This is a genomic window from Bradyrhizobium sp. JHI2711, assembly GCF_056156565.1.
The window spans coordinates 1,827,246-1,849,812 of the sequence record NZ_JBPZPT010000002.1; the positions used below are offsets into that span (position 1 = coordinate 1,827,246).

Annotated in this window: 17 protein-coding genes; 14 read left to right on the top strand and 3 right to left on the bottom strand. The window is 63.8% G+C overall.

Features of this window, described 5'->3' with window-relative positions; genetic code table 11:
- The first annotated feature begins 2 nt into the window (after positions 1-2).
- From ACTEK7_RS21130 to ACTEK7_RS21170, 9 genes are all read left to right on the top strand, one after another.
- On the top strand, positions 3-878 hold the full coding sequence (locus ACTEK7_RS21130) for an ABC transporter permease (RefSeq protein WP_036042168.1): 876 nt from the start codon (positions 3-5) through the stop codon (positions 876-878).
- 52 nt (positions 879-930) lie between these two features.
- The gene (locus ACTEK7_RS21135; RefSeq protein ID WP_225146879.1) at positions 931-2,259 is read left to right on the top strand and encodes an NAD(P)/FAD-dependent oxidoreductase; all 1,329 of its coding nucleotides are present in this window, start codon (positions 931-933) and stop codon (positions 2,257-2,259) included.
- 7 nt (positions 2,260-2,266) lie between these two features.
- Positions 2,267-3,193, top strand: coding sequence for a 2-hydroxyacid dehydrogenase (locus ACTEK7_RS21140; protein WP_225146880.1), 927 nt, complete (start codon positions 2,267-2,269; stop codon positions 3,191-3,193).
- A gap of 9 nt (positions 3,194-3,202) precedes the next feature.
- Complete coding sequence (locus tag ACTEK7_RS21145; protein ID WP_225146881.1) at positions 3,203-5,071, top strand: ABC transporter ATP-binding protein; 1,869 nt, start codon at positions 3,203-3,205, stop codon at positions 5,069-5,071.
- A 442-nt stretch (positions 5,072-5,513) separates the two neighbouring features.
- Complete coding sequence (locus ACTEK7_RS21150) at positions 5,514-6,032, top strand: hypothetical protein (RefSeq protein WP_225146882.1); 519 nt, start codon at positions 5,514-5,516, stop codon at positions 6,030-6,032.
- Between the two features lie 302 nt (positions 6,033-6,334).
- The gene (locus tag ACTEK7_RS21155) at positions 6,335-9,664 is read left to right on the top strand and encodes an adenylate/guanylate cyclase domain-containing protein (RefSeq protein ID WP_225146883.1); all 3,330 of its coding nucleotides are present in this window, start codon (positions 6,335-6,337) and stop codon (positions 9,662-9,664) included.
- Between the two features lie 316 nt (positions 9,665-9,980).
- Positions 9,981-11,261, top strand: coding sequence for an HlyD family secretion protein (locus tag ACTEK7_RS21160; protein WP_225146884.1), 1,281 nt, complete (start codon positions 9,981-9,983; stop codon positions 11,259-11,261).
- A 12-nt stretch (positions 11,262-11,273) separates the two neighbouring features.
- A complete protein-coding gene (locus ACTEK7_RS21165) occupies positions 11,274-13,466 on the top strand; it encodes a glycosyltransferase (protein WP_225146885.1) in 2,193 nt (730 codons plus the stop codon).
- A 172-nt stretch (positions 13,467-13,638) separates the two neighbouring features.
- Positions 13,639-15,543 carry a diguanylate cyclase domain-containing protein gene (locus ACTEK7_RS21170; RefSeq protein WP_192893294.1) on the top strand — a complete coding sequence of 635 codons (1,905 nt, stop codon included), beginning with the start codon at positions 13,639-13,641 and terminating at the stop codon, positions 15,541-15,543.
- A gap of 31 nt (positions 15,544-15,574) precedes the next feature.
- Here ACTEK7_RS21170 and ACTEK7_RS21175 read toward each other — a convergent pair whose 3' ends face one another.
- Positions 15,575-16,798: a polyhydroxyalkanoate depolymerase gene (locus ACTEK7_RS21175; protein WP_225146886.1), complete on the bottom strand. Its 1,224-nt coding sequence runs from the start codon at positions 16,796-16,798 to the stop codon at positions 15,575-15,577.
- A 165-nt stretch (positions 16,799-16,963) separates the two neighbouring features.
- On the opposite strand from ACTEK7_RS21175, the gene ACTEK7_RS21180 reads away from it, so the two are divergent.
- Entirely contained in the window at positions 16,964-17,620 is a 657-nt protein-coding gene (locus tag ACTEK7_RS21180; RefSeq protein WP_036013147.1) for a glutathione S-transferase family protein, read from the top strand.
- Between the two features lie 280 nt (positions 17,621-17,900).
- Here ACTEK7_RS21180 and ACTEK7_RS21185 read toward each other — a convergent pair whose 3' ends face one another.
- A complete protein-coding gene (locus ACTEK7_RS21185) occupies positions 17,901-18,125 on the bottom strand; it encodes a hypothetical protein (protein ID WP_024339451.1) in 225 nt (74 codons plus the stop codon).
- A gap of 183 nt (positions 18,126-18,308) precedes the next feature.
- Between ACTEK7_RS21185 and ACTEK7_RS21190 the strand changes: the two genes are divergently transcribed.
- Positions 18,309-18,665 (top strand): hypothetical protein, encoded by a 357-nt coding sequence (locus ACTEK7_RS21190; RefSeq protein ID WP_225146887.1) that lies wholly within the window; start codon positions 18,309-18,311, stop codon positions 18,663-18,665.
- Between the two features lie 7 nt (positions 18,666-18,672).
- Here the strand turns inward: ACTEK7_RS21190 and ACTEK7_RS21195 are convergent, their stop codons facing one another.
- A complete protein-coding gene (locus ACTEK7_RS21195; RefSeq protein WP_225146888.1) occupies positions 18,673-19,776 on the bottom strand; it encodes a mandelate racemase/muconate lactonizing enzyme family protein in 1,104 nt (367 codons plus the stop codon).
- Positions 19,777-19,949: 173 nt separating this feature from the next.
- Between ACTEK7_RS21195 and ACTEK7_RS21200 the strand changes: the two genes are divergently transcribed.
- The 3 genes from ACTEK7_RS21200 (at position 19,950) to ACTEK7_RS21210 (ending at position 22,559) form a co-directional block, all read left to right on the top strand.
- Complete coding sequence (locus ACTEK7_RS21200) at positions 19,950-20,783, top strand: AraC family transcriptional regulator (protein ID WP_225146889.1); 834 nt, start codon at positions 19,950-19,952, stop codon at positions 20,781-20,783.
- A gap of 136 nt (positions 20,784-20,919) precedes the next feature.
- Positions 20,920-21,846: an SMP-30/gluconolactonase/LRE family protein gene (locus tag ACTEK7_RS21205; protein WP_225146890.1), complete on the top strand. Its 927-nt coding sequence runs from the start codon at positions 20,920-20,922 to the stop codon at positions 21,844-21,846.
- 119 nt (positions 21,847-21,965) lie between these two features.
- Positions 21,966-22,559: a GNAT family N-acetyltransferase gene (locus tag ACTEK7_RS21210; protein ID WP_109144724.1), complete on the top strand. Its 594-nt coding sequence runs from the start codon at positions 21,966-21,968 to the stop codon at positions 22,557-22,559.
- Positions 22,560-22,567: the final 8 nt, after the last annotated feature.

The window sequence follows — 22,567 nt, forward strand, 5'->3', positions numbered from 1 at the left end:
CGATGGCGACCGCAGCCCTCTCCACCGTTCAGCTCGCGCCCGGCCAGGCCGCGTGGCGGCGCTTTCGCCGGCATCGGTTGGCGCTCGCGGGCGCCTTGATCATCCTCGTGCTCGTGCTCGGTTCGGCGTTCGGCCCTTACCTGCTGCCGTTCGACGACACCTACATCGACATCATGAAGCGGTTCGCGCCGCCGCTCTCCGGCGCGCATATTCTCGGCACCGACGAGCTCGGCCGCGACGTGCTGGCACGGTTGATGATGGGCGGGCGGGTCTCGCTCTCGATCGGCATCGTCGCGATGGTGATCGCGATGGCGGTCGGCATTGTCGTCGGCGCCTTTGCCGGGTTCTATGGCGGCGCGGTCGGCGCGGTGTTGATGCGGCTCGTCGACGCCGTGCTGTGCTTTCCGACCATCTTCCTGCTGCTGGCCCTCGCAGCGCTGACCGAGCCCGGTCTCGTCACCACCACCATATTGATCGCCGCCACGGCCTGGATGGCGGTCGCGCGCGTCGTCGAAGCCCAGGTGCGCTCGTTGCGCGAGCGGGAATTCGCGGTGGCCGCGCTCGCGTTCGGCTCCTCGAACCTGCGCATCATGTTCCGCGAGCTCGTGCCCAACGCGATCGCGCCGATCGTGGTTGCCGCGACGCTCAACGTCGCCAAGGCGATCCTGCTCGAATCCTATGTCAGCTATCTCGGCTACGGCATCCAGCCGCCGGCGGCGAGCTGGGGCAACATGCTCAACAATGCGCAGATCTATCTCACCAGCGCGCCCTGGCTCGCGATCGCGCCGGGCGTCGCCATCACGCTCGCGGTGACCAGCTTCAACTTTCTCGGTGACGGCCTGCGCGATGCGCTCGATCCGCGAATGAACATCCCGTGACGCGCAAGACCTCTGACGCGCAAGAGCTCGAACTGAACTCCAGGAGTGCCCCATGTCCCCGCCGCTCAACCGCATCAACAGCGACGAACGCCTGCCGGCGCAGGTAGATGTCGTCGTCATCGGCGGCGGCGTCATCGGCGTCTCGGCCGCCTATCATCTGGCGAAGAAGGGGCACTCCGTCGCGCTGGTCGAGAAGGGCCATGTCGGCGGCGAGCAGTCGAGCCGCAATTGGGGCTGGTGCCGCCAGCAAGGCCGCGCACGCGAGGAGATCCCGCTCGCGCGCAAGGCGCTGCTTCTGTGGGAGGACATGCAGAACGATGCCGGCGTCGATGCCGGCTTCCGGCGAACCGGGGTGTTGTTCCTGACCAAGAGCAAGGACGAACTCGCCAGCTGGGAGCGCTGGGCCGCGGTCGCGCGCGAGATGCAGGTTCACTCCACCGTGCTGACGCCGGCCGAGGTCGCCGAGCGCATGCCCGGCAACGCCGACACATGGGTCGGCGGCCTGCACACGCCGAGCGATGGCCGCGCCGAGCCGTCGATGGCCGTCCCTGCGCTCGCCACCGCCGCACGCAAGCACGGCGTCACCATCCACCAGGGCTGCGCCGCGCGCGGGCTGGAGACGACAGGTGGGCGCGTCAGCGCGGTCGTCACCGAGAAGGGCACCATTCGTACACAGGCGGTGCTGCTGGCGGGCGGCGCGTGGTCGTCGCTGTTCTGCCGCCGCCACGGCATCGAGCTGCCGATCGGCCTCGTCAACGCCACCGCGTGCCGGACCACGCCGGGACCGGAGATCACCTCCGGCGCGCTCGGCACCGATTTCTACTGCATCCGCCGCCGCCTCGACGGCGGCTTCACGCTGGCGCTGCGCAACCGCGGCACGGTCGAGCTGTCGCCGGACCTGTTCCGTTACGCGCGCACGTTCTGGCCGACCTATCAGCATCGCAAGAACGGATTGAAGCTGTCGTTCGGCAAGTCGTTCTTCGATCAGCTCATGCGCGGCACCAGCTGGAGTTTCGACAAGCCATCGCCGTTCGAGGCCGAGCGCGTGCGCGATCCCGCGCCCGACATGTCGCTGGTCAATGCGGCGCTGGCGGCGCTGATCAAGTCGAATCCGGAATTGAAGGACATCGAGATCGCCGAAGCCTGGGGCGGCACCATCGACTGCACGCCCGATACGATACCGGTGATCTCGCCGGTCGATGCGCTGCCGGGCTTCTTCCTCGCCACCGGCTTCTCCGGCCACGGCTTCGGCATCGGTCCCGCCGCCGGCAAGCTCGCCGCCGACCTCGTGACCGGCGCGACGCCGCTGGTGGATCCCGCCGCCTACAGCCACAAGCGCATGATCGACGGCCGTCGGCTCGCGCCGGTCAGCCCGTTCTGAGGCCGGCATGACGGTTCTCTACAAGGCCAACATGGTGCGCGGCGCCGAGTGGGCGCGCTTCTTCGCCGAGCGCGCGCCCGACATGCCGTTCCGGCTCTGGCCCGACATCGGCGATCCCGCCGCGGTCCGTTATCTCGTGGCCTGGGTGCCGCCGGATGACATCGCGACGACTCTTCCCAATCTCGAGCTGGTCTTCTCGGTGGGCGCGGGCGTCGATCAGTTCGACACCACGACAGTCCCGGCGCAGATCCCGCTGGTCCGCATGCTGGAGCCCGGCATCGCCGAGACCATGGTCGAATACGTCACCATGGCCGTGCTCGCCCTGCACCGCGATCTCCTCGATTTCGTCAGTCAGCAAAGGCAGCAGGTCTGGCGCGAGATCCGGATCACACCGGCTAGGCGCCGGCGCGTCGGCGTGATGGGGCTCGGCCAGCTCGGCCAGGCGGTTCTGGAACGGCTCAGGATGTTCGGCTTTCCGCTGCTCGGCTGGAATCGTTCACCGCGCGAGATCGAAGGCGTTACCTGTTACGCGGGCGCCGACACCTTGCCGGAGTTTCTGGCGCAGACCGACATCCTCGTCTGCCTGCTGCCGCTGACGGACGAGACGCGCGGCATTCTCAATGCCGAGCTGTTCGCGCGCCTGCCGCGCGGGGCAGGGCTCGTCAATGTCGGACGCGGCCCGCATCTCGTCGAGGCCGATTTCCTCGCAGCGCTGGACAGCGGCGCGCTATCAGGTGCGGTGCTCGACGTCACCGATCCCGAGCCGCTGCCGGCAGGCCACCCGTTCTGGAGCCATCCGCGCATCCTGCTGACGCCGCACAACGCCAGCATGACCACGCCCGATACGGCCGTCGATTTCGTGCTCGACGTGATCGCGCGGCATCGTCGGGGCGAGGAGCTGCCGGGTCTGGTCGATCGCAGGCGGGGCTATTAGGGCAATCGCATGAGCATCGGCACAAAAAGATCTGAACAGGCCGTTGCCGAAGCACAGGCAGCGGTACTCTCCGTCTCCAGCCTCACCACCTCCTTCATGCTCGAGCGGCAATGGATTCCCGTCGTTCGCAAGGTCTCGTTCGACATCGCAGCCCGCGAAACCGTCGCGATCGTCGGCGAGTCCGGTTCGGGCAAGAGCGTCACCGCGCTGTCGATCATGCGGCTCATTCCGAGCGAGATCGGCCGGGTCGAGGGCCGCGTCATGCTGGCGGGGCGCGATCTGCTCGCGCTGCCCGAGGCTGATATGAAGGATATCCGCGGCAATGACGTCGCCATGATCTTCCAGGAGCCGATGACGAGCCTCAATCCGGTGCTCACCATCGGCTTCCAGATCGCGGAGGCGCTGATCCAGCATCGCGGCCTGTCGCGCGCGACAGCGGAGGCGGAGACCATCCGCCTGCTCGATCGCGTCCGCATCCCTGCGGCGGCGTCGCGCTTCCACGAGCACCCGCATCGCTTCTCCGGCGGCATGCGCCAGCGCGTGATGATCGCGATGGCGCTGGCCTGCAAGCCGAAGCTTCTGATCGCGGACGAGCCGACCACCGCGCTCGACGTCACCATCCAAGCCCAGATCCTCGAGCTCTTGAAGGAGCTTCAGCAGGAGGAGGGCATGTCGATCCTCTTCATCACCCACGACATGGGCGTGGTCGCCGAGATCGCGGACCGCACCATGGTGATGTATGGCGGGCAGGCGGTGGAGACGGACGCCACGGCGCGCATTTTCGCCGCGCCTGCGGATCCCTATACGCGCGCGCTGCTCGCGGCGGTGCCGCGGCTCGGCTCGATGGACGGGCGGATGCGGCCGATGCGGTTTCCGATCGTCGACAAGGTGACGGGCACGTCGGACGAGCCGGCCGAGACGCCCGATACGGTCTCGCCCGCCGAGCGGCCTCTGCTGGAAGTCTCAAACCTCACGACGCGCTTTCCGATCCGCTCGGGCCTGTTCGGCAAGGTCTCGGGCCGCGTCCATGCGGTCGAGAACGTCTCCTTCACCTTGCGCGCCGGCGAGACACTGGCGCTGGTCGGCGAATCCGGCTGCGGCAAGTCGACCACCGGACGCTCCATCCTGAAGCTGACGCAGCCGGACAGCGGTACGGTCCTGATCGATGGCCAGGATGTGCTGGCCATGAACGGCCGGGCTTTGCGCGATGTCCGCAAGCACATGCAAATCGTGTTTCAGGATCCGTTCGCGAGCCTCAATCCGCGCATGTCGGTGGGAACGGCGATCGCTGCGCCACTGCTCGCCAACGGGCTCGCGACGGGATCGCAGGCGCGCGACAAGGTCGCCGACTTGCTCGTCCGCGTCGGCCTCTCCGCCGACATGGCGGCGCGTTTCCCGCACGAATTCTCCGGTGGCCAGCGCCAGCGCATCTGCATCGCGCGCGCGCTCGCGCTCGGGCCGAAGCTGATCGTCGCCGACGAGGCGGTCTCCGCGCTCGACGTCTCGGTCAAGGCGCAGGTCGTCAATTTGATGCTCGACCTCCAGGCCAGCATGGGCCTTGCCTATCTCTTCATTTCCCACGACATCGCCGTGGTCGAGCGCATGAGCCACCGCGTCGCCGTGATGTATCTCGGCGAGATCGTCGAGATCGGCCCGCGCGCGTCGGTGTTCGGCAATCCGCAGCATCCCTACACCAGGAAGCTGATGGCCGCCGTGCCGGTGCCCGATCCGTCGCGCCGCGGCACGCAGCGACCAGCCTCCAACGACGAGATCAGAAGCCCGGTCCGCGCGCCGGATTATCAGCCGCCGGTGCGGCACTATCGCGAAGTGTCGCCCGGCCACGTCGTGCAGGTCTGGGGCGAGGAGTGGTCGGGCTGAGGCTGCGAGCTTCACGAAACCATGCGCGTATCTTTGATTTCGGCCAGACGCGGGCAGCGCGCTGACCAACCGCGCGTTGCAGATCCAGCATGTTCGCCGTCCGTTATCGCGAAATGAGATGCGTCCTTCGGAAATTGTGACCGAATAGAGCGACAGGGAGGACCGTGTGTGAACCGCTTCATACGCGCTCGCTCTCTTTCTGAATTACCACTCTCGCAACGAAAATTGCCGCACCCGGATCATTTGAAACACGGGTGAGATGCAATGCCTGCGCAGCCACATGCTCGCAGCTTTGGATTGGTTCCGTCTCGCTCACGAGCAAAACCAGTCCCATCACTCAGCAAAGATTCTTCAGAAATTGGAATGAAAGGGCATCGCGCAACTCACGCAGCTTCTGTTCGGGGTCGGCCGGTAGGCTGCTACTTACTCAGAAGGAGCTCCTATGAAGATAAGCAGCGCAATTTCCAGCGCCTTTTCTGCAACAAGGCGCGTCGGCAATCTTCGGATCGCCCGTTCCAGTCTGATCAAATCGGCCCATCTTCTTGAAAGAATCGGGCTGGCCTCCGTCGGGGCCTCTGGCGGCCTCTATGTTGGAGCAACCCTATTACGTCAGAAGGCCGGTCTGTTTGAAAGCGGCTGGATCGTCCTGATAACGATACTCTACGGAGCTCTTGGCTATTACATGGGGATCGATTTGTCAGGCAATGCCCCCGCGCAGAGGTCGACATCGAGCATCTCGGAAGAGTGGAACGGTTCCGAGCCGATAGAGATCATGAGTGCGGCCGGCACGTTCGGCGCGGCAATCGCTGCAACTCTGTCCGTCAGCATCCTTGTCCTTGATCAGAATCTGCCAAACGGCCTGATCGGCTTTGTTGCCGGCTGCTGGGTAATTGGTTCTTCGCTGCAGGTTGCGGCGGGCACGATGGCTCGCAGCTACGAAGCGCCGATCAGCGAGCAATGAAGGAGCTGCTGTCGCGGAAAACGTCCGTTCGGCACAAGCCGCAGTGTTGGTTCGGTTTCGGTTCGAAATGACCGCCACGACTCATCGCAACCTCCGCCGTCCAATGCTGCGTGCCGACGATGTTTGGTAGCAAAGCCGTTCGCATCGAGCAGCGTCACCACTTGAAAGTGATATCGGCAATGAGAAACCTAAGTTGTCGCGCAACAAACAAGACGTGCCATCATGGTGGTGTTGGTATATTGTCCCCGCGCGCCGTGGTCCAAAACTTCTGCTAACCGCTAACCACACGATCGGTGGAGCCAATGCAGATTGCGGAGTGGCTCGAGAAGCTGGGGCTTGCGCAATACGCGGAGCGCTTTGCCCAAAATGGGATCGACATAGGCGTCCTTCCCGAACTGATGGATGAGGACTTCGATAAGCTCGGAGTCCTGCTCGGCCATCGCCGCAAGATGCTGCGTGCTATCGCTGACCTCGATCCGGCCGCGTTGATCGCATCGCCCGCTCCTCCTCAGGACGCCGAGCGGCGTCACCTCACCGTCATGTTTTGTGATCTGGTCGGCTCGACTGCGCTCTCCGCGCGTCTCGATCCCGAGGATATGTGGGAGGTGATCCGGGCCTATCGCGCTGCCTGCGCGAGCGTGGTCGCTGCTTATGACGGCAGGATAGCCAGATTCGTCGGTGACGGAATACTCGTCTATTTCGGTTATCCGCGCGCCCACGAAGATGATGCCGAGCGCGCGGTGCGCGCCGGCCTCGACATGATCTCCGCGATACGCCAGCTCAAGACAGGGACTGACGAACGAGCTGAACTGCGGATCGCAATTGCGACCGGACTTGTGGTGGTCGGCGACCTCATCAGCGGAGATGCGTCGGAGGAGCACGCAACCATCGGCGACACACCAAACCTCGCCGCCCGGCTCCAGAGTCTGGCGGAGCCGGGGGTCGTCGTCGTTGCTTCATCGACGCGCCGGCTGCTTGGCGATCTGTTCTCCCTGCGCAATCTCGGCCGTCGGGAGGTCAAGGGAATGGCAGACCCCATCGCGGTCTGGGCGGTGGAAGGCGCGACCGCATCCGAGAGTCGCTTCGAGGCAGTCCGTGCCGCGCGCTCGATCGGCTTTGTCGGCCGCAAGAACGAGATCGAGTTCATCCTCTCGCGCCAGCGGGAGGCATGGCAGGGGCGGGGCCAGTTCGTATTGATTTCCGGCGAAGCGGGCATCGGCAAGTCGCGTATTGTGGCAACGCTGTCGGAAAGCCCCTCGTTGGGGTCGCACCGTCGCGTGCGATATCAGTGTTCGCCTTACCACATCAATAGTGCGCTTCATCCCTTCGTCGCGCAGCTCGAGCGCGCCGCCGGAATTCGCTCGCACGACACGGCGGATCAAAAACTCGACAAGCTCGAGGCAATGCTCGCGATAGGAACCCAGCAGGTCGCCCGGGCAACACCGCTCATTGCGGCTCTGCTTTCGATTCCCACCGGCGACCATTGCCCGCCCCTCGGCTTGAGTCCGGCGCAGCAGCGGCGGCAGACATTTGCTGCCCTTCTCGATCAACTTGAGGGACTGGCGCGAGGCCAGCCACTGCTGATCATCTGCGAGGATATGCATTGGGCCGATGCCACGACACTTGAACTGTTCGATCTCGCGGTCGATCGGATCAGAGGACTCCCGATACTAGTGCTCTTGACGTCCCGGCCGGAGTTCGAGCCCTCCTGGTCGGGCCTTGCCAACGTCAGTCTGTTGCGGCTCGACCGACTCGATCGGCAGGACACGCGCGCGCTCGTCGAGCAGATTGTCGTCGGTCGCCAGCTGCCACGCGAGATGATGGAGCAGATCATCGACAAGACCGATGGCATTCCGCTATTCGTCGAGGAATTGACCAAGATGGTGCTGGAGTCCGGGCTGCTCGTTGAGGATGCCGGGCGCTACCGCCTGAATAATCCGCTGCCGCCGCTTGCTATCCCTGCGACGCTGCAGGATTCGCTGATGGCGCGGCTTGATCGGCTCGCTCCGGTCAAGGAGGTGGCCCAGATAGGAGCCGCCATTGGCCGCGACTTCTCGTACGCGCTGCTGAAAACCGTGGCGGGACGCGACGATCTGACGCTGGGCGCGGCGCTGGGACAACTTGAAGAGGCCGAACTGCTGCTGCGTCGTGGGACACCGCCCGAAGCAAATTACAGTTTCAAGCATGCCCTTGTTCAAGAAGCGGCCTACGAGAGCCTGCTCAAGAGCAAACGGCAGGTGCTTCACACACGGATTGGCGATGTCCTGCGCGACAAGTTTCCAATCGTCGCCGAGACCGAGCCGGAAGTTCTCGCGCACCACTTCACCGAGGCGGGGCTGAGCGAGATCGCCCTCGAATGGTGGCGCAAGGCGGGCCAGCAGGCGTTGAAACGCTCGGCCTATTCCGAGGCGATCGCGCATCTCGGCAAGGCCATCGCGATCGCCGATCAATTGCCTGGCGAGCCCCACCGGATGATGAGCAGGCTGCATCTTCAAATCGCATATGGCCGTGCCTTGCGGGGCAGCCTCGGCCACAGCGCTCCGGAAACGGTCGCCGCATGGACGCGCGCGCGACAATTCGCAGCCGGTATCGATGATCCCGTTGAACTTGCGCCGGTCCATTCCGGCCTCTTCAATGCCTGCCTGACCCATGGCGAACTTGCTCCGATGCGGGAGCTGGCGGATGCCATCAGGAGCGCCGCTGAGCGACGGCCGGACTCGCCGGTGGCCGCCGTCGTGGCCCATTGGACTGGGGGCGTGACCTGCTGGTTCGCCGGCGAGTATTTGAACGCGCGTACGCATCTTGAGCGGGCGCTGGCGATCTATCGGGCCGAACCGAATCCCGCGACCTTCAGGGCTTCGGCGCTGGATCTCCCGTTCGTGATCATGCGATTTCTCGCTTTGGTGCTCTGGCCGCTTGGCGACATCGCTCGTGCGCGCAAGCTCGCCGCGGAAGCGGTGGGTACTCCTGGAGAAAAACGGGCGCTGTCCCAGGCCAATGCGCTGGTTCATCGCGCTGTGTTCGACGGAGTATGCGGGGGCATGTTGCAGCAGACAGAGACGATCCTGGCGCTCGGTCTCGCACGCGACCACACGATGCCGCTGTACGTGGCCGCCGGCACCTACCTGAACGGCCTCGCCAAGTGGCGTGCGGGAGACCGAATGACCGGACTGGCGGACATGCGTCACGGCTGGACCTTCCTGCACGAGAACGATTGCTACCTCTGCGAACCGTTCTGGGGGATGCATGTCGCCCTGGCGATTGCAGATTTAGGCGACGTCGAGACCGGGCTGGAAATCCTGGACGAATTGATCGCCGGGACGGGACAATCCGGCCAGCATTGGCTTGATGCCGAGCTGCATCGTGTCCGCGGTAAACTCTTATCGCGCCATAATCCTTCGGACGAATCCAGTGCCGAAGACGCCATCAAGCGGGCGCTGGACATCGCACAACATCAGCAGACCAAGACCTTTGAGCTGCGCAGCGCTCTTGAACTTGCACGCCTGTACAAGACAAATGGCCGAGCGCGTACGCTATCCGAAGTGCTTGCGCCCGTGGTCGCTCAATTCGAGGCGGAGCATGGTCTTCCCGAATTCGCGGAAGCGAAAGAGCTGCTTAGGAATGGGCGTTAGCCGCGCCGCCATTCGATCAGTACAAGCGCCGCGCCGACTTCAAGCCAGAATAGGTCGGCATCTTGTTCTCGATTCCCGAGCCGTAGTTCTCCGGTTTTGACACGTCTTAACCTGCTGTGGTGAAAGCTAGATATGCTTCTCGTGGTTGCGAGGGGGAGTCTGCTGCGGCGGCGAATCCTGATTTCGGCAAGCAGCTGTTGTCGGATTGCTCATTGTCTCAAGGCGCAGGCTTCATGCCAACACCTGGGCCATGCGGTGATAGGCTTGCCTTCGCAAGGGCAGGCGGAGCGACCAAAGCCCATTTGGAGATCCAGTCGTGGTTCGCCTGCATGTCGAACGTTTCATTCGCAGCCGGATCGCTCGGCGGTCCCTGGCGCTCGGGATCATCGCTCTCAGCGGATGGGCCCTGTTGCCGTATGTGACCTACCGAATCGCCCCCTCCGCCTATGTCAATGCCGAGCTCATGCGGGTGACTGCGCCGATGGCGGGTCAGCTCTCGTCAGATCTTCCACGCAAGGGCGAATATTTCGAGCACACCCGGATGGTGCCGCTGGTCGAGGCGCGTTCGCCGGATCGCCGGCACCTCATGGACCTTGATCAGCAGCTGGCCATGTCCACCAAACGCGCCGAGCTCGCACGCCGGCAACTCGAGGAAATCGCCGAGCTCGATCGCAAGCTCCGCGAGCGAAGCGAGGACTATCGTTCGGGGATGGTAGCGCGCCTGCGCCACGAGATAGGTGAAACGGAAGTTGAAAAAGGCGGCTGTCTCGCTGAGGCGCGGCAGCGGAACGATGTCGCGGGCCGGATGGAGAGGCTCGTGAAGCTCGGCATCAGTTCGCAGATCCGCTCCGGTGAGGCCCAGGCCTCGCAGGAGGCAACCGCAACGCGGTGCCAGATGGCCGATGAACGCCTGCGGCGCCTCAAGACGGAATTGGGGGCGGCCGACAAGGGCATTTATCTTCGTGGCGATGCCAACGACGTGCCCTATTCTCAGCAGCAGCGCGAGCGGCTTGTCCTCCGCCGCCAGGAGCTCGAGACAGACCTGTTGCAGAACAGCTCACGTGCCGCGCAGTTGGCCGCGGAAATTGCAGAGGAACGCACTCGACTTGATCGTCTCGATCACTACGATCTGTCCTTGCCCGCAGCCCATGTGGTCTGGTCGGTCGCGGCCAGCCCGGGCTCGATGGTCACGGAAGGGCAGTCGGTCTTCGATTTCGCAGATTGCAAACGCCGGTTTATCGTCGTTGAACTACCCGAGCGCGATTTCGAGAAGATCAAGGCTGGAGATGCGGCTACCGTCCGTCTGATTGGGAGTCGCGAATGGAAGAGCGGCCAGATCCGGCAGGTCCGCGGATCGGCCGCGTACGGCGATGATCGGCTGCTTGCGGCTCGGGTGCCGCGGCCTGATCCGGGCAACATTACCATTGAGATATCGCTTCCGCCCAATGAGACGTCGGCCGACCGCAACGGCTCCTGCGATATCGGACGATTGGCTGAGGTGCGCTTCGAGCGCAGAGCCGACGGCCTGCTACGATTGGTCAGCTCGAAGTTGAAATGGCTGACCGCTCGCCTGGAACTCGACCAATCGCCCCTGTGAGCGAGATGGTCCATGCAAGCCATGACTCTGCCTCTCTCTCAGCTGTTCGCGCCGATGCTGGGCATCTTTGCTGCGATGTATCTGTTGGCGCCGACCTTTCCGGTCGCGCGCCCTTGGGCGCGTCTTGCGGTCTTTGTTGTGGTTTGGCTTGTGGTGGCCCACTATCTCGAATGGCGTATTTTCACCACCGTGCTCCCGGCAAGCGGGACCTGGTATCAGGTCGGCTGGATCTGGTTCTGTCTGTTCGTCGAGCTTCTGACTTTCACAGATCAGTTCATTCTCTATCTGACGTTCCTTCGCAGGACCGATCGCCGAAGCGAAGCAGATCAGCACGAGCGTCGGCTTCGCAGCCTGCCGGATGATGAGCTGCCCTCGGTCGACGTCTTTATTCCGACCTGCGACGAGCCATTCGAGGTGCTGGAAAAGACGATCACCGGCGCGCTGTGCCTGGACTATCCGAACGTCCAGGTGTGGGTCTTGGATGATGGTCGCAGGCCTTGGCTCAGGGCACTCTGCACGCAAAAGGGCGCCGGCTATCTCACGCGCGCCGACAATTTGAATGCCAAGGCCGGCAATATCAATCATGCCCTGACCAAGACGAGCGGCGAGTTCTTCGCGATCTTTGATGCGGATTTCGTGCCGCAGCGCAATTTCCTGATGCGCACGATGGGCTTCTTCGCTGATCCAAAGGTCGGAATCGTTCAGATCCCGCACGCCTTCTACAATGAGGACCCGATGCAGGCGAATCTCGGCCTGCACAGGGGATTGCCGGACGAGCAACGGTTCTTCTTCGATTCCATCATGCCCGCGCGCGACGGCTGGGATGGTGCCTTTTGTTGTGGTTCCAACTCCGTCACGCGTCGCGCAGCACTCCGCGCGGTAGGCGATGCCTTGCCGACCCAGTCCATTACGGAAGACATCCTGCTGACGCTCGTCCTGCTGCGCAAGGGATACGTCACCCGCTATCTCTGCGAACCGCTGGCGATTGGACTGGCGCCGGAAAGCCTTGATGCCTTTTTCGTGCAGCGGCAACGCTGGGCGCGTGGCGCGATTCAGACGCTGTACCTCGCCGCCGGTCCGCTCGGCCCCGGACTGGGCTTGATGCATCGGCTCCTCTTCTTTCCGACGCATTGGCTCTCATTGGGCTTGCGGGCGCTCATGGTCGTGGTGGTTCCGATCGTGTTCATGTGGACCGGCTTGGCGCCTGTCGTCGATGTCACCCCCGAATCGGTGTTCTACTACTTGTTCCCCGCGATCCTGGCGCTCAACGGCGGCATCTCCTGGTTCGCGCCGCACGTGCATTTTCCGCTCGCCGCTCAGGTGTCGGCGACGATCCAGAGCTTCAAGATATTGCCGACGGTGCTGGGGACTCTCGTCAAGCCGGCGGGACATGCGTTCAGGGTGACGCCGAAGGGGGCTGCCGCGCGGCGCGCAAGTTACGCTGCGGAGATATTCTGGCCGTCGGCGGTCTTGATGGCGTTGACGGTTGTCGGTGTGGTTCTGAACACGATCCCGGAATGGCGCATCATCGATCATCCGGCCGCTCTACCGATGGTCGCCTTCTGGTCGGTCGTGAACATCGTCGTGCTTTTCTTCGTCTGCATGACCTCGCTGCAGGCGCGGATGGGACGTACCGAGGAGCGTTTCGACATCGACGAAACTATCTTGATCCAGACCGTGACCGGCGAGCAGCTTTCTGGACGCGTGAGCAACATCTCCCTCTCTGGCGCCGGCGTTCTGCTTGGCTCCGGTATTGACTTTCCTCGCGCCGGAGAACCGCTGCGCGTGCACATCATGCAGGTCGGATGGGTCGATGCGGTGATTGCGCAACAAAGGGGCCGGCTCATCGGGGTGCAGTTCAAATTGCCGCAGTCGCTTGAACGAGACCTGCTGATCCGCAAGCTCTTTACCGTCGCCCGTCTGAAGCGGAAAGGTGTCGTCGCGTGCTCGGTGAATAGGGCGATGCTTAAGAACATCTGGTTGATGGCCGCACCGTTGCCCCACATTGTTGCAGGCGGCGCGAAGCCCGCGTCGGTCTCGCCGACCGAGCGTCTGCCGGCAGAGAGCATGGTCATTCGGCCTCAACCGCGGACAGACGATTTTGCACTTCTTGCCGGAGCTCGAAGCCTGCATCCGACGAGTTTTACTGAACCTGGCTTTGGCCGAGTGGCCGGCACAGTAATCGAAGCCGTCGCGCCGAGTTGATTGCTGTGTTGTCCTTCTCGCCGGACCAGTCCATGCGCTATCGATCGACGGTCAAGCCGCTCATCGATGCCGTCAATCTCCTTCCGGTGTTCTCCCAAAAAATCACAAGCGGAACGAGCAACCATCCTTTAGCCCAAGGCGTTTACGGGGTTGAGGGTGCAGGGAGCATCTCTTGATCGATCACCGCAGCGATCTTCGGAAGGGGCGTCTGACGCTCTGGGCCTCCGCATTCGTGGCGGTCGCTTGCTTGGCGATTGTCGCGCTCAGCGGCTGGCGGGAGTGGTCCCAGCGACAGACGCTGCTGAAGGGCTCCGAAACAGACGTGGCCAATCTGGCCCGGTCGGTGACGCAACACGCGGACGATACGTTCGAACTCGCGGACACTGTTCTCAATGTGGTGGTCGGCCAACTCGAACTCGAGGGGACCAGCCCGGCGGCGATCGCCAAGATTCAGACCTTTCTTTCCCGGCGCAAAGCCGCGAACCGGATTCGAGCTGTGTTCGTCTATGACGAGACCGGCCGCTGGCTCGCAACCAGCGAGCCCGTGGATTTCGCCGGCCTCAACAACAGCGACCGCGAGTATTTCCAGCATCATCGCGCCGTGGCTGAGCGAGGAACCTTCATTGGGGGTCCAGTGAGGAGCAGATCGGGGGGGCAATGGATCATCACAGCGTCAAGGCGCTTCGATCATCCTGACGGCAGTTTTGCCGGAGTGGCTCTTACCACGATCGATGTCGACTATTTTTTGCAATTCTATCGCGGATTCGACGTTGGCCAGAACGGCTCAATTGCACTGGCGACCGCGAAGGGCGTTGTCCTCGCGCGTAGCCCGGACAACGGATATACGGGTCGCGATCTGTCGAATGCACCGCTTTTTAGGAATTTCCGCGAGCGGCCAAGTGCGGACGTCTACTACTTCACGTCGCCTCTGGACGGCGTTCGGCGTCTGAGCTTTTATCAACTCAGCAGTCGCTACCCTGTTGTCGTGGTTGCGACGGAATCGGAAGACGACGTCTTGGCCCCCTGGCGCAAAGCGGCGCTGACGCGCGTGGTTGCGGTGCTGGGACTGATAGGAGGGCTCGCTGTTGCGGGGGTTTGGCTGGTGCGCCAGTTGCACATGCGGCAGAAGATGGCCGCTGCTCTGATCGCCAAGGAGGCGGATTTTCGTCTCCTCGCGGAGCAGTCGGGAGACATGGTCATGCGTATAGCGGTCGATGGACGGATTCTCTATACGTCGCCGTCCAGCGCGCGAGTCCTCGGCTGGGCTCCGAACGAATTGGTGGATACGTCGGCCCTCGCCGGCATAAATCCGGCGGATCTGGCGCGGGTTGAGGAGACGATCTCCGCGTTGATGAACGGCGAAGCCGAGGAGGCGAGAATCACTTATCGCACTCGGCATCGCGAGAAAGGCGAGGTCTGGATCGAAACCGCGCTGCGCGTCGCCAGGAGTGCGCAGAGTGGAGACATCAACGGCGTGGTGGCGATCTCGCGCGACATGACCGAACGTAAGGACCTGGAGGATAAGCTGGCGGCTCTCGCCAGTTCGGATGGCCTGACGGACTTGGCAAACCGCAGACACTTCGACGAGCGGCTAGAGGCGGAATGGGACCGAGCCAGGCGCGAAGGAAGGCCTCTGTCACTGTTGCTGATGGATGTCGATCATTTCAAGAGTTTCAATGATCAGTACGGGCATCAGGCGGGCGATGCATGTCTCCGCTCGGTCGCCGGGGTCCTGGCAGAACAGGCCCGGCGGCCAGCAGACTTGGCCGCTCGGTATGGTGGTGAGGAATTCGCCTTGCTGCTACCAAATACGGACACGGGAGGGTGCGAGCAGGTCGGCGAGCGAATCCGGCAAGCGATTCAAGACCTCGGCATCCTGCACGCGCTCAACCCGCCATCCAAGCAGGTCACCCTCAGTATTGGTGGCGCCACACATATGTCGTTCGGCGATAATGCTGATTTCACGTCGTTGATAGCGGCCGCGGATAAGGCGCTCTACGCCGCCAAGGAGAGCGGGCGCAACCGCCTTGTGATGTCAGGGCAAATCATCGCGTGGCCCAGCGCGATACGAGCTTGAAGAGTAGCTCTCGTGCGCCGCGGCGTGCGCCTCACGAATTCACGTGCACGAAATCCCGCAGCAGCGGATAGATCTCGTTGTTCCAGCGCTTGCCGGAGAACACGCCGTAATGGCCGACGCCGGCCTGCATGTGGTGGACGCGGCGATAGGCGCGCACGCCGGTGCAGAGGTCCTGGGCGGCCAGCGTCTGGCCGATCGAGCAGATGTCGTCCTTCTCGCCCTCGACCGTCATCAGCCCCATGCGGCTGACCGCCCTGGTGTTCACGGGACGGCCGCGATGCATCAGCTTGCCTTGCGGCAGGAGATGCTCCTGGAACACGTCGCGCACGGTCTCGATGTAGAATTCGGCCGGCAGATCCATCACGGCGAAATATTCGTCGTAGAAGGTCTTGATGGTCGCGGCCTTCTCCTTCTCGCCCTTGGCGATGTGGTTGGCGAGGTCGAGATGCTGCTTGATGTGGCGCTCGAGATTCATCGAGACGAAGGCGGTGAGCTGCACGAAGCCGGGATAGACCTTGCGCAGGGCGCCGCGGCATTGCACCGGCACGTAGTTGATCAGATTGCGCTCGAACCATTCGATCGGCTTGCTCTTGGCGAATTCGTTGACCCTGGTCGGCTGGATCCGTGTGTCGATCGGGCCGGCCATCAGCGTCAGCGTCGCCGGGCGCGAGGGATGGTTGTCCTCGCACATGATCGCGGCGGCCGCGAGCGCGGAGACGGACGGTTGGCAGATCGCCACTATGTGCGGGCGCGGCCCGAGCTGCCCGAGGAAGTCGATCAGGTGCTCGGTGTAGTCGTCGAGCCCGAAGCGGCCCTCGCTGCGCGGGATGTCGCGCGGATTGTGCCAGTCGGTGATGTAGACGTCGTGGTCCTGCAGCAGCGTCTTCACGGTGCCGCGCAGGAGCGTGGCAAAGTGTCCGGACATCGGCGCAACCAGCAGCATGCGCGGCTGCTCGGCCACGCCGTGTTTCCTGAAGTGCAGCAGCGAGCCGAACGGCGTCGCGTAGGCGATCTCCTCGCTGACCGCGACGTCGCGGTTGCCCACCATGACGCTGTCGATGCCGTAGGCGGGACGGTCATAGGTGAGGGTGGAGCGCGAGATCAGCTCCAGCGCGGCCGAAAGCCGGCCGACCACTCGGTCCGATGAGCCCTGAGGCACCAGATTGAGGAATTTGAGTGCGGACGAAGCCCCCGCGCGCCATGGCGCCGTCAGGTCCATGTGGTTCTGAAAAGCCTGATAATACATCGACATCATACTGAAGCGCCCACTTGCCTCCTGTCGTGATGCAATATCGAAGCCAGACGGGAGCCGGACCGCCCGGAAAATTGGCACGTCGCTTGCTGCGCCCCGGTCGGGTAGGCACAGATCACGGGCACGCACGCGCGGCGGTGCGTTGCCCAGGCGTGAGGGAAGGGCTCTATGGCGAAGGCGACACTGACCATCAGCAGCAAGAACTACTCGTCCTGGTCGCTGCGTGGCTGGCTGCTGACGAAATTCTCCGGGCTCGATTTCGAGGAGATCGTCACCGCGCCGGACGATCCGTCGGCGCGTGCGGAGATCCTGCTGCTGTCGTCCTCGATCCTGGTGCCGTGCCTGCGGCACGAGAGCGCCGTGGTCTGGGACACGCTGGCGATTGCCGAATATCTCAACGAGGTCATGCCGGACGCCGGCCTGTTGCCGGCCGACCGCATCCAGCGCGCCCATTGCCGCTCGATCTCGGGCGAAATCCATTCCGGCTTCACCACGCTGCGCGCCTCGCTGCCGGTCAACCTGAAGGGGCACTTTCCCGGCTTCAAGATCTGGTCGCGGGCGCAGGCCGATATCGACCGGGTCTGGTTCATCTGGCGCGACTGCCTGGAGAAATCGGGCGGTCCCTTCCTGTTTGGCGAGAAGCGCACCATGGCGGATGCGATGTACGCTCCCGTCGTAACGCGCTTCGTGACCTATGACGTCAAGCTCGCACCGCCGCTCAAGGCCTATGCCGACACCATCATGGCCATGCCCGAGATGCAGGAATGGGTCGCGGCGGCGAAGGAGGAGCCGGCCGAGATCGAGGAGCTCGAGGTCGAATATTAGGCAGCCATTGCACGGCTGTGCCTGTTTCGAGGGCGGCGGCCCTCCGCTGCGGACCGCGGCGCTATGCCTTTGCAACAATTAACCTTTGGACCCGGCGGCAGGCGCCTGCGATCAGGCCGGCTGCGCAGATATTGTGCGCACCTGCTGGACCGCGGCGAGATCTAGCCGTGAACAGGTGCGTACAAGGCGTTTGGGCTGATTCGGACGTGATTCGTTCGGGCCGCGTTCCGAAGGTTAAAGCGCAGCGCGGCCCCGTCGCATTTTGAAACAGACACCGCCTTCAGGCGGCCCCGCGCTGCTTCACGCGCGGCAGGCGCCAGCCGATCACGGTTGCTTCCACCGCAATCCCGGCCTCGTGGTTTTGCCAGCGTCCTTCGACATAGCGGCAGGCGAACGGCAGTTGATACGTCCCGCTGTGATCCTCGCACAGCACTTCAAGTGGCAGGCCCGGCGGTGGTTCTCCGGCGCCATCGAATTCCGCCAAACGTCTATCGCGCGTTGCCATTCCAAAAATCTCCCCTAAACAAAGCCGCGGAGAGCGCCCACTTCTCCCGCATGCGGTTCACTGCTCCCCGTCCCAGGGGAACGGGCCCAAGCTCAACGCGAGAATGCGGTGCGAGTGTGGTAGCCTCACGCTGCAGCGCGCAAACAGCGCACATTGATGTGATCGATTGGCCGAGGAACTTTCATGCTGCTTCGAAACGCCGTCATTTGTTTCGCAATGTTGCTGCTCGCCACGCTGGCGCCTCTGCCGGTGCTCGCGCAGGACGTGCCCGGCATCGAGATCTGCACGGTCGAGAAGACCATGGAGCGCCGCACCAGCTGCCTCCAGAGCAATGTCGACTTCCTGCAGAAGACGATCACCAAGATCAGCCTCGATCAACAGCAAAAGCTGGATGTTGCCAATCGCCAGATCGATGCGCTGAAGACAGCCATCGCCGGCCTGCAGAAAACGCTTCTCGATCTGCAGGCCGCGCAGGCGAAGACCGCTGAGGATCTGAAGAAGAAGCAGGACGCGCCGCCGGCAAAGGACGCAACGAAATAGGCGCCGATCACGCGACGCGATATCGCTCCATCACGCCACGATCGGGCTCGTAGCCGAGCCCGGGTCCCGTGGGCACCGCGACATGGCCGCTTGCATCGACATCGGCGCGGCCGCCCCAGAGGCAGGCTTCGCGCTTCAGATAGAACATCTCGACCAGCCCGTCGTCGCGCGTCGCGAGCAGATGCAGCGTCGCCAGCAGTCCCGGGCCAAAGTAAGGAGAGTGCGGCACGATCTTGACGCCGGACCGATCGGCCAAGCCTGCGACCTTCAGGAATTCCGTGATGCCGCCGACCTTGATGACTGACGGCTGGGCGTGGCTGACCGCGCCCGCCTCCATCATCTGGCGGAATTGATATTCGGTGCAGGCATTCTCGCCGGCGGCAATTCCGAGCCCGCTCTTGCTGCGCACCTCGGCAAGCGTGGCGAAGTCTTCCGGCGGCCAGACCGGCTCTTCCAGGAACAGCGGCTGCGCGTCGCGGCATGTCGTCGCGAACGCGATCGCCTGCTCCCCGGTCAGCGGGCAGTTCATGTCGACCATCAGTGGAATGCCGGGCCCGATCGCTTCGCGCGCGGCAAGCACCGCAGGCGTCGTGGTCTCGTGCAGCTTGATCGCGCCATAACCGAGCGCGAGCGCCTTCCTGCATTCGGCGGCGATGTTGTCGGGCGAGCCGATCCGGAGCAGGCTCGCATAGGCCGGAATGGCGGTGCGCCTGATCTCGCCCAGCAGGCGGTGCAGCGGCACGCCCTTGATCTTTGCGGCGAGGTCCCACAGCGCGATATCGAGGCCGGAGATCGCGAACATGGTGATGCCGTAGCGGCCGAACAGATGCAAATTGCGCTGGATCTGCTCCATGACAGCCGGAATGCCGGCCGCGTCGGGCACCTTCAGCCCGCGGGCCTGCGGCGCGATCATCTCCTCGACCGCGCTGCGCGTGGTGCGCGGGCAGACATAGGCGAAAGCATCGCCCCAGCCGGTCAGCCCGGCATCGGTCGAGACCTCGACAAGGACCATGTCGAGCGCCGTGATGGCGGACGCGCCCTGGCGGAAGCTCGCTACACCGGCATCATAGGGGATGCGGATATGGTGCGCCCGCACATCGGTGATTTCCATGACGCCGGTTCCTCTTTCTCGTGAGCGGTTTCGACGAGTGTAGCCACGAACACCGGGGCGTTGCCAGTGGCCGTTGGCCGGCTATCTTCATGCGAAGGACAGCAATGCCGATCAAGCAGGACGATGGTAACCGGCGCATCATCGCCGCGCTTCGAACGAGGGCCTGAACCGCCATGAATCCAGCCCAGCGCGCGCTCTGGTATATCGAGAGCCATCTGGCCGTGCCGATGACGCTCGACGAGATCGCTGCGATCTCGGGCGTGTCGCGGTTCCACATCGTGCGTGCGTTTGCCGCGGCCGTCGGTCTGCCGGTGATGCGCTACGTGCGCGCGCGGCGGCTGACGGAGGCGGCGCGCAGTCTGGCAAAGGGCGCACCCGACATCCTGTCACTGGCGCTGGAGGCGGATTACGGCTCGCACGAAGCGTTCACCCGCGCGTTCCGCGACCAATTCGGCACGACGCCCGAAGCGGTGAGGGCGGCAGCGTGCGTCAGCCAGCTCAGGCTACAGGAGCCGATCCTCATGGACTCCACCATGCTCGACCATCTTGCCCCGCCGCGCTTCGAGACCGCAAAAGCCTTCCTCGTCGCCGGTCTCGCCGAACGCATCTCCTGCGACAACGGCGCCATCATCCCCGGCCTGTGGCAGCGCTTCAATCAGGAGGTTGCCGATATTCCCACGCGTGTCGGTAATGTCGCCGACGGTGTCTGCTGCAACAGCGATGATGCCGGCAATTTCGACTACATCGCCGGCGTCGAGGTCGCCGATTTTTCCGACCTGCCGCGCCGCTTCGGCCGCATCCGCATTCCCGAGCAGCGCTATGCGGTGTTCACGCACAAGGACCACGTCGCCTCGATCCGCCGCACCGTCAACACGATCTGGAATCAATGGCTGCCGGCATCCGGCCTGAGAGCCGCGGACGCGCCGAACTTCGAGCGCTATGACGAAAAATTCGATCCCGCGACCGGCAACGGCGGCTTCGAAATCTGGATACCGGTCAGAGAATAACACGCAACGCTGGCATACCGTCCCGCTTGCTTGGCAAGCTCCGGCGACTTTGCCATAACCGCAGGCAAATCTTGCCTGCGGGGGCCCGTGCCGGACATCCCGTGCAAGCCATAACAAGCAGCCGGGAGGGTCTCCAATGTCCAACGTCCGCGTTCTCGCCACCGACCTCGAATTTCCCGAAGGGCCGGTCGTGATGCCGGACGGTTCGGTGGTGCTGGTGGAGATCCGCGGCCAGCGGCTGACGCGCGTCTATCCCGACGGCCGCAAGGAGATCGTGGCGAAGATTCCCGGCGGCCCGAATGGCGCCGCGCTCGGGCCCGACGACAAGATCTACATCTGCAACAATGGCGGCTTCTCCTGGATTCCGGCCGGCAAGATGATCATGCCGGGTCCGCAGCCGGACGATTATCTCGGCGGCGCGATCCAGCGCGTCGATCTGCAATCCGGCAAGGTCGAGACCGTCGTGACCAAATGTGGCGCGCACGATCTGCGCGGGCCGAACGACCTCGTCTTCGACAAGCACGGCGGCCTCTGGTTCTCCGACCTCGGCAAGCGGCGCGCGCGCGAGATGGATGTCGGCGGCATGTATTACCTCAAGCCCGGCATGAGCGAGATCGTTGAAATCGTGCATGGCGTATTGCCGGCGAACGGCATCGGCCTGTCGCCGGACGAGAATACGGTCTACATCGCGGAGACGCCGACCGGGCGGCTTTGGGCCTATGAGCTCTCGGCGCCGGGCACGCTCAAGCCGCGCGATCCGATCTATCGCGGCGAGCGCGGCCAGCCGATCTGCGGCCTTGGCGGCTACCAGATGTTCGACTCGCTCGCGGTGGAAGCGAACGGCAATGTCTGTGTCGCCACGCTCGTCTCCGGCTGCATCTCGGTGATCGCGCCCGACGGCACCCTGGTGGAACAGGTTCCGACCGGCGACCGCGTCACCACCAACATCGCCTTCGGCGGCCCCGAGCTGAAGACCGCCTACATCACGCTGTCGGGCAAGGGCGAGCTGATCGCCATGGACTGGCCGCGCGGCGGATTGCCGTTGAATTTTCTGAACAAGTGACAATCGCGTAAAACGCGATTGTCATCCCGGGGCTATGCGGAGCATAGAACCCGGGATCTCGAGATTCCGGGTTCGGCTCTTCAAGCCGCCCCGGAATGACAATCATAAGGAACGACAGAATGCCCTGGCCCGATCCCGTCACCCTGCGCGGACAGCATGCCCGTCTCGAGCCGCTGTCGCATGACCATCGCGAAGGGCTGGTCGAGGCGGTCAAGGACGGCGAGCTGTCGAAGCTGTGGTACACCGCAATCCCGCTGCCGGAGAACATGGGCAAGGAGATCGACCGCCGCTTAGGCCTGCAGGCCGCGGGCTCGATGCTGCCCTTCACCGTGTTCGATGCCGGCGGCAAGATCGTCGGCATGACCACCTACATGAACATCGATGCCACCAACCGCCGCGTCGAGATCGGCTCGACCTGGTATGGCAAGAGCGCGCAGCGCGGCCCGCTCAACACGCAGTGCAAGCTGCTGCTGCTGCGCCATGCCTTCGAGACGCTGAACTGCATCGCGGTCGAGTTCCGCACGCACTTCTTCAACCACCAGAGCCGCCGCGCCATCGAGCGCCTGGGCGCCAAGCAGGACGGTATCCTGCGCAGCCACCAGATCGCGCCGAACGGCACGCTGCGCGATACTGTCGTTTACAGCATCACCGCCGCCGAATGGCCGACGGTGCAGGCGCATCTCGAATTTCAACTCAACGACAAGCCGCGCTAGGGGCGGCC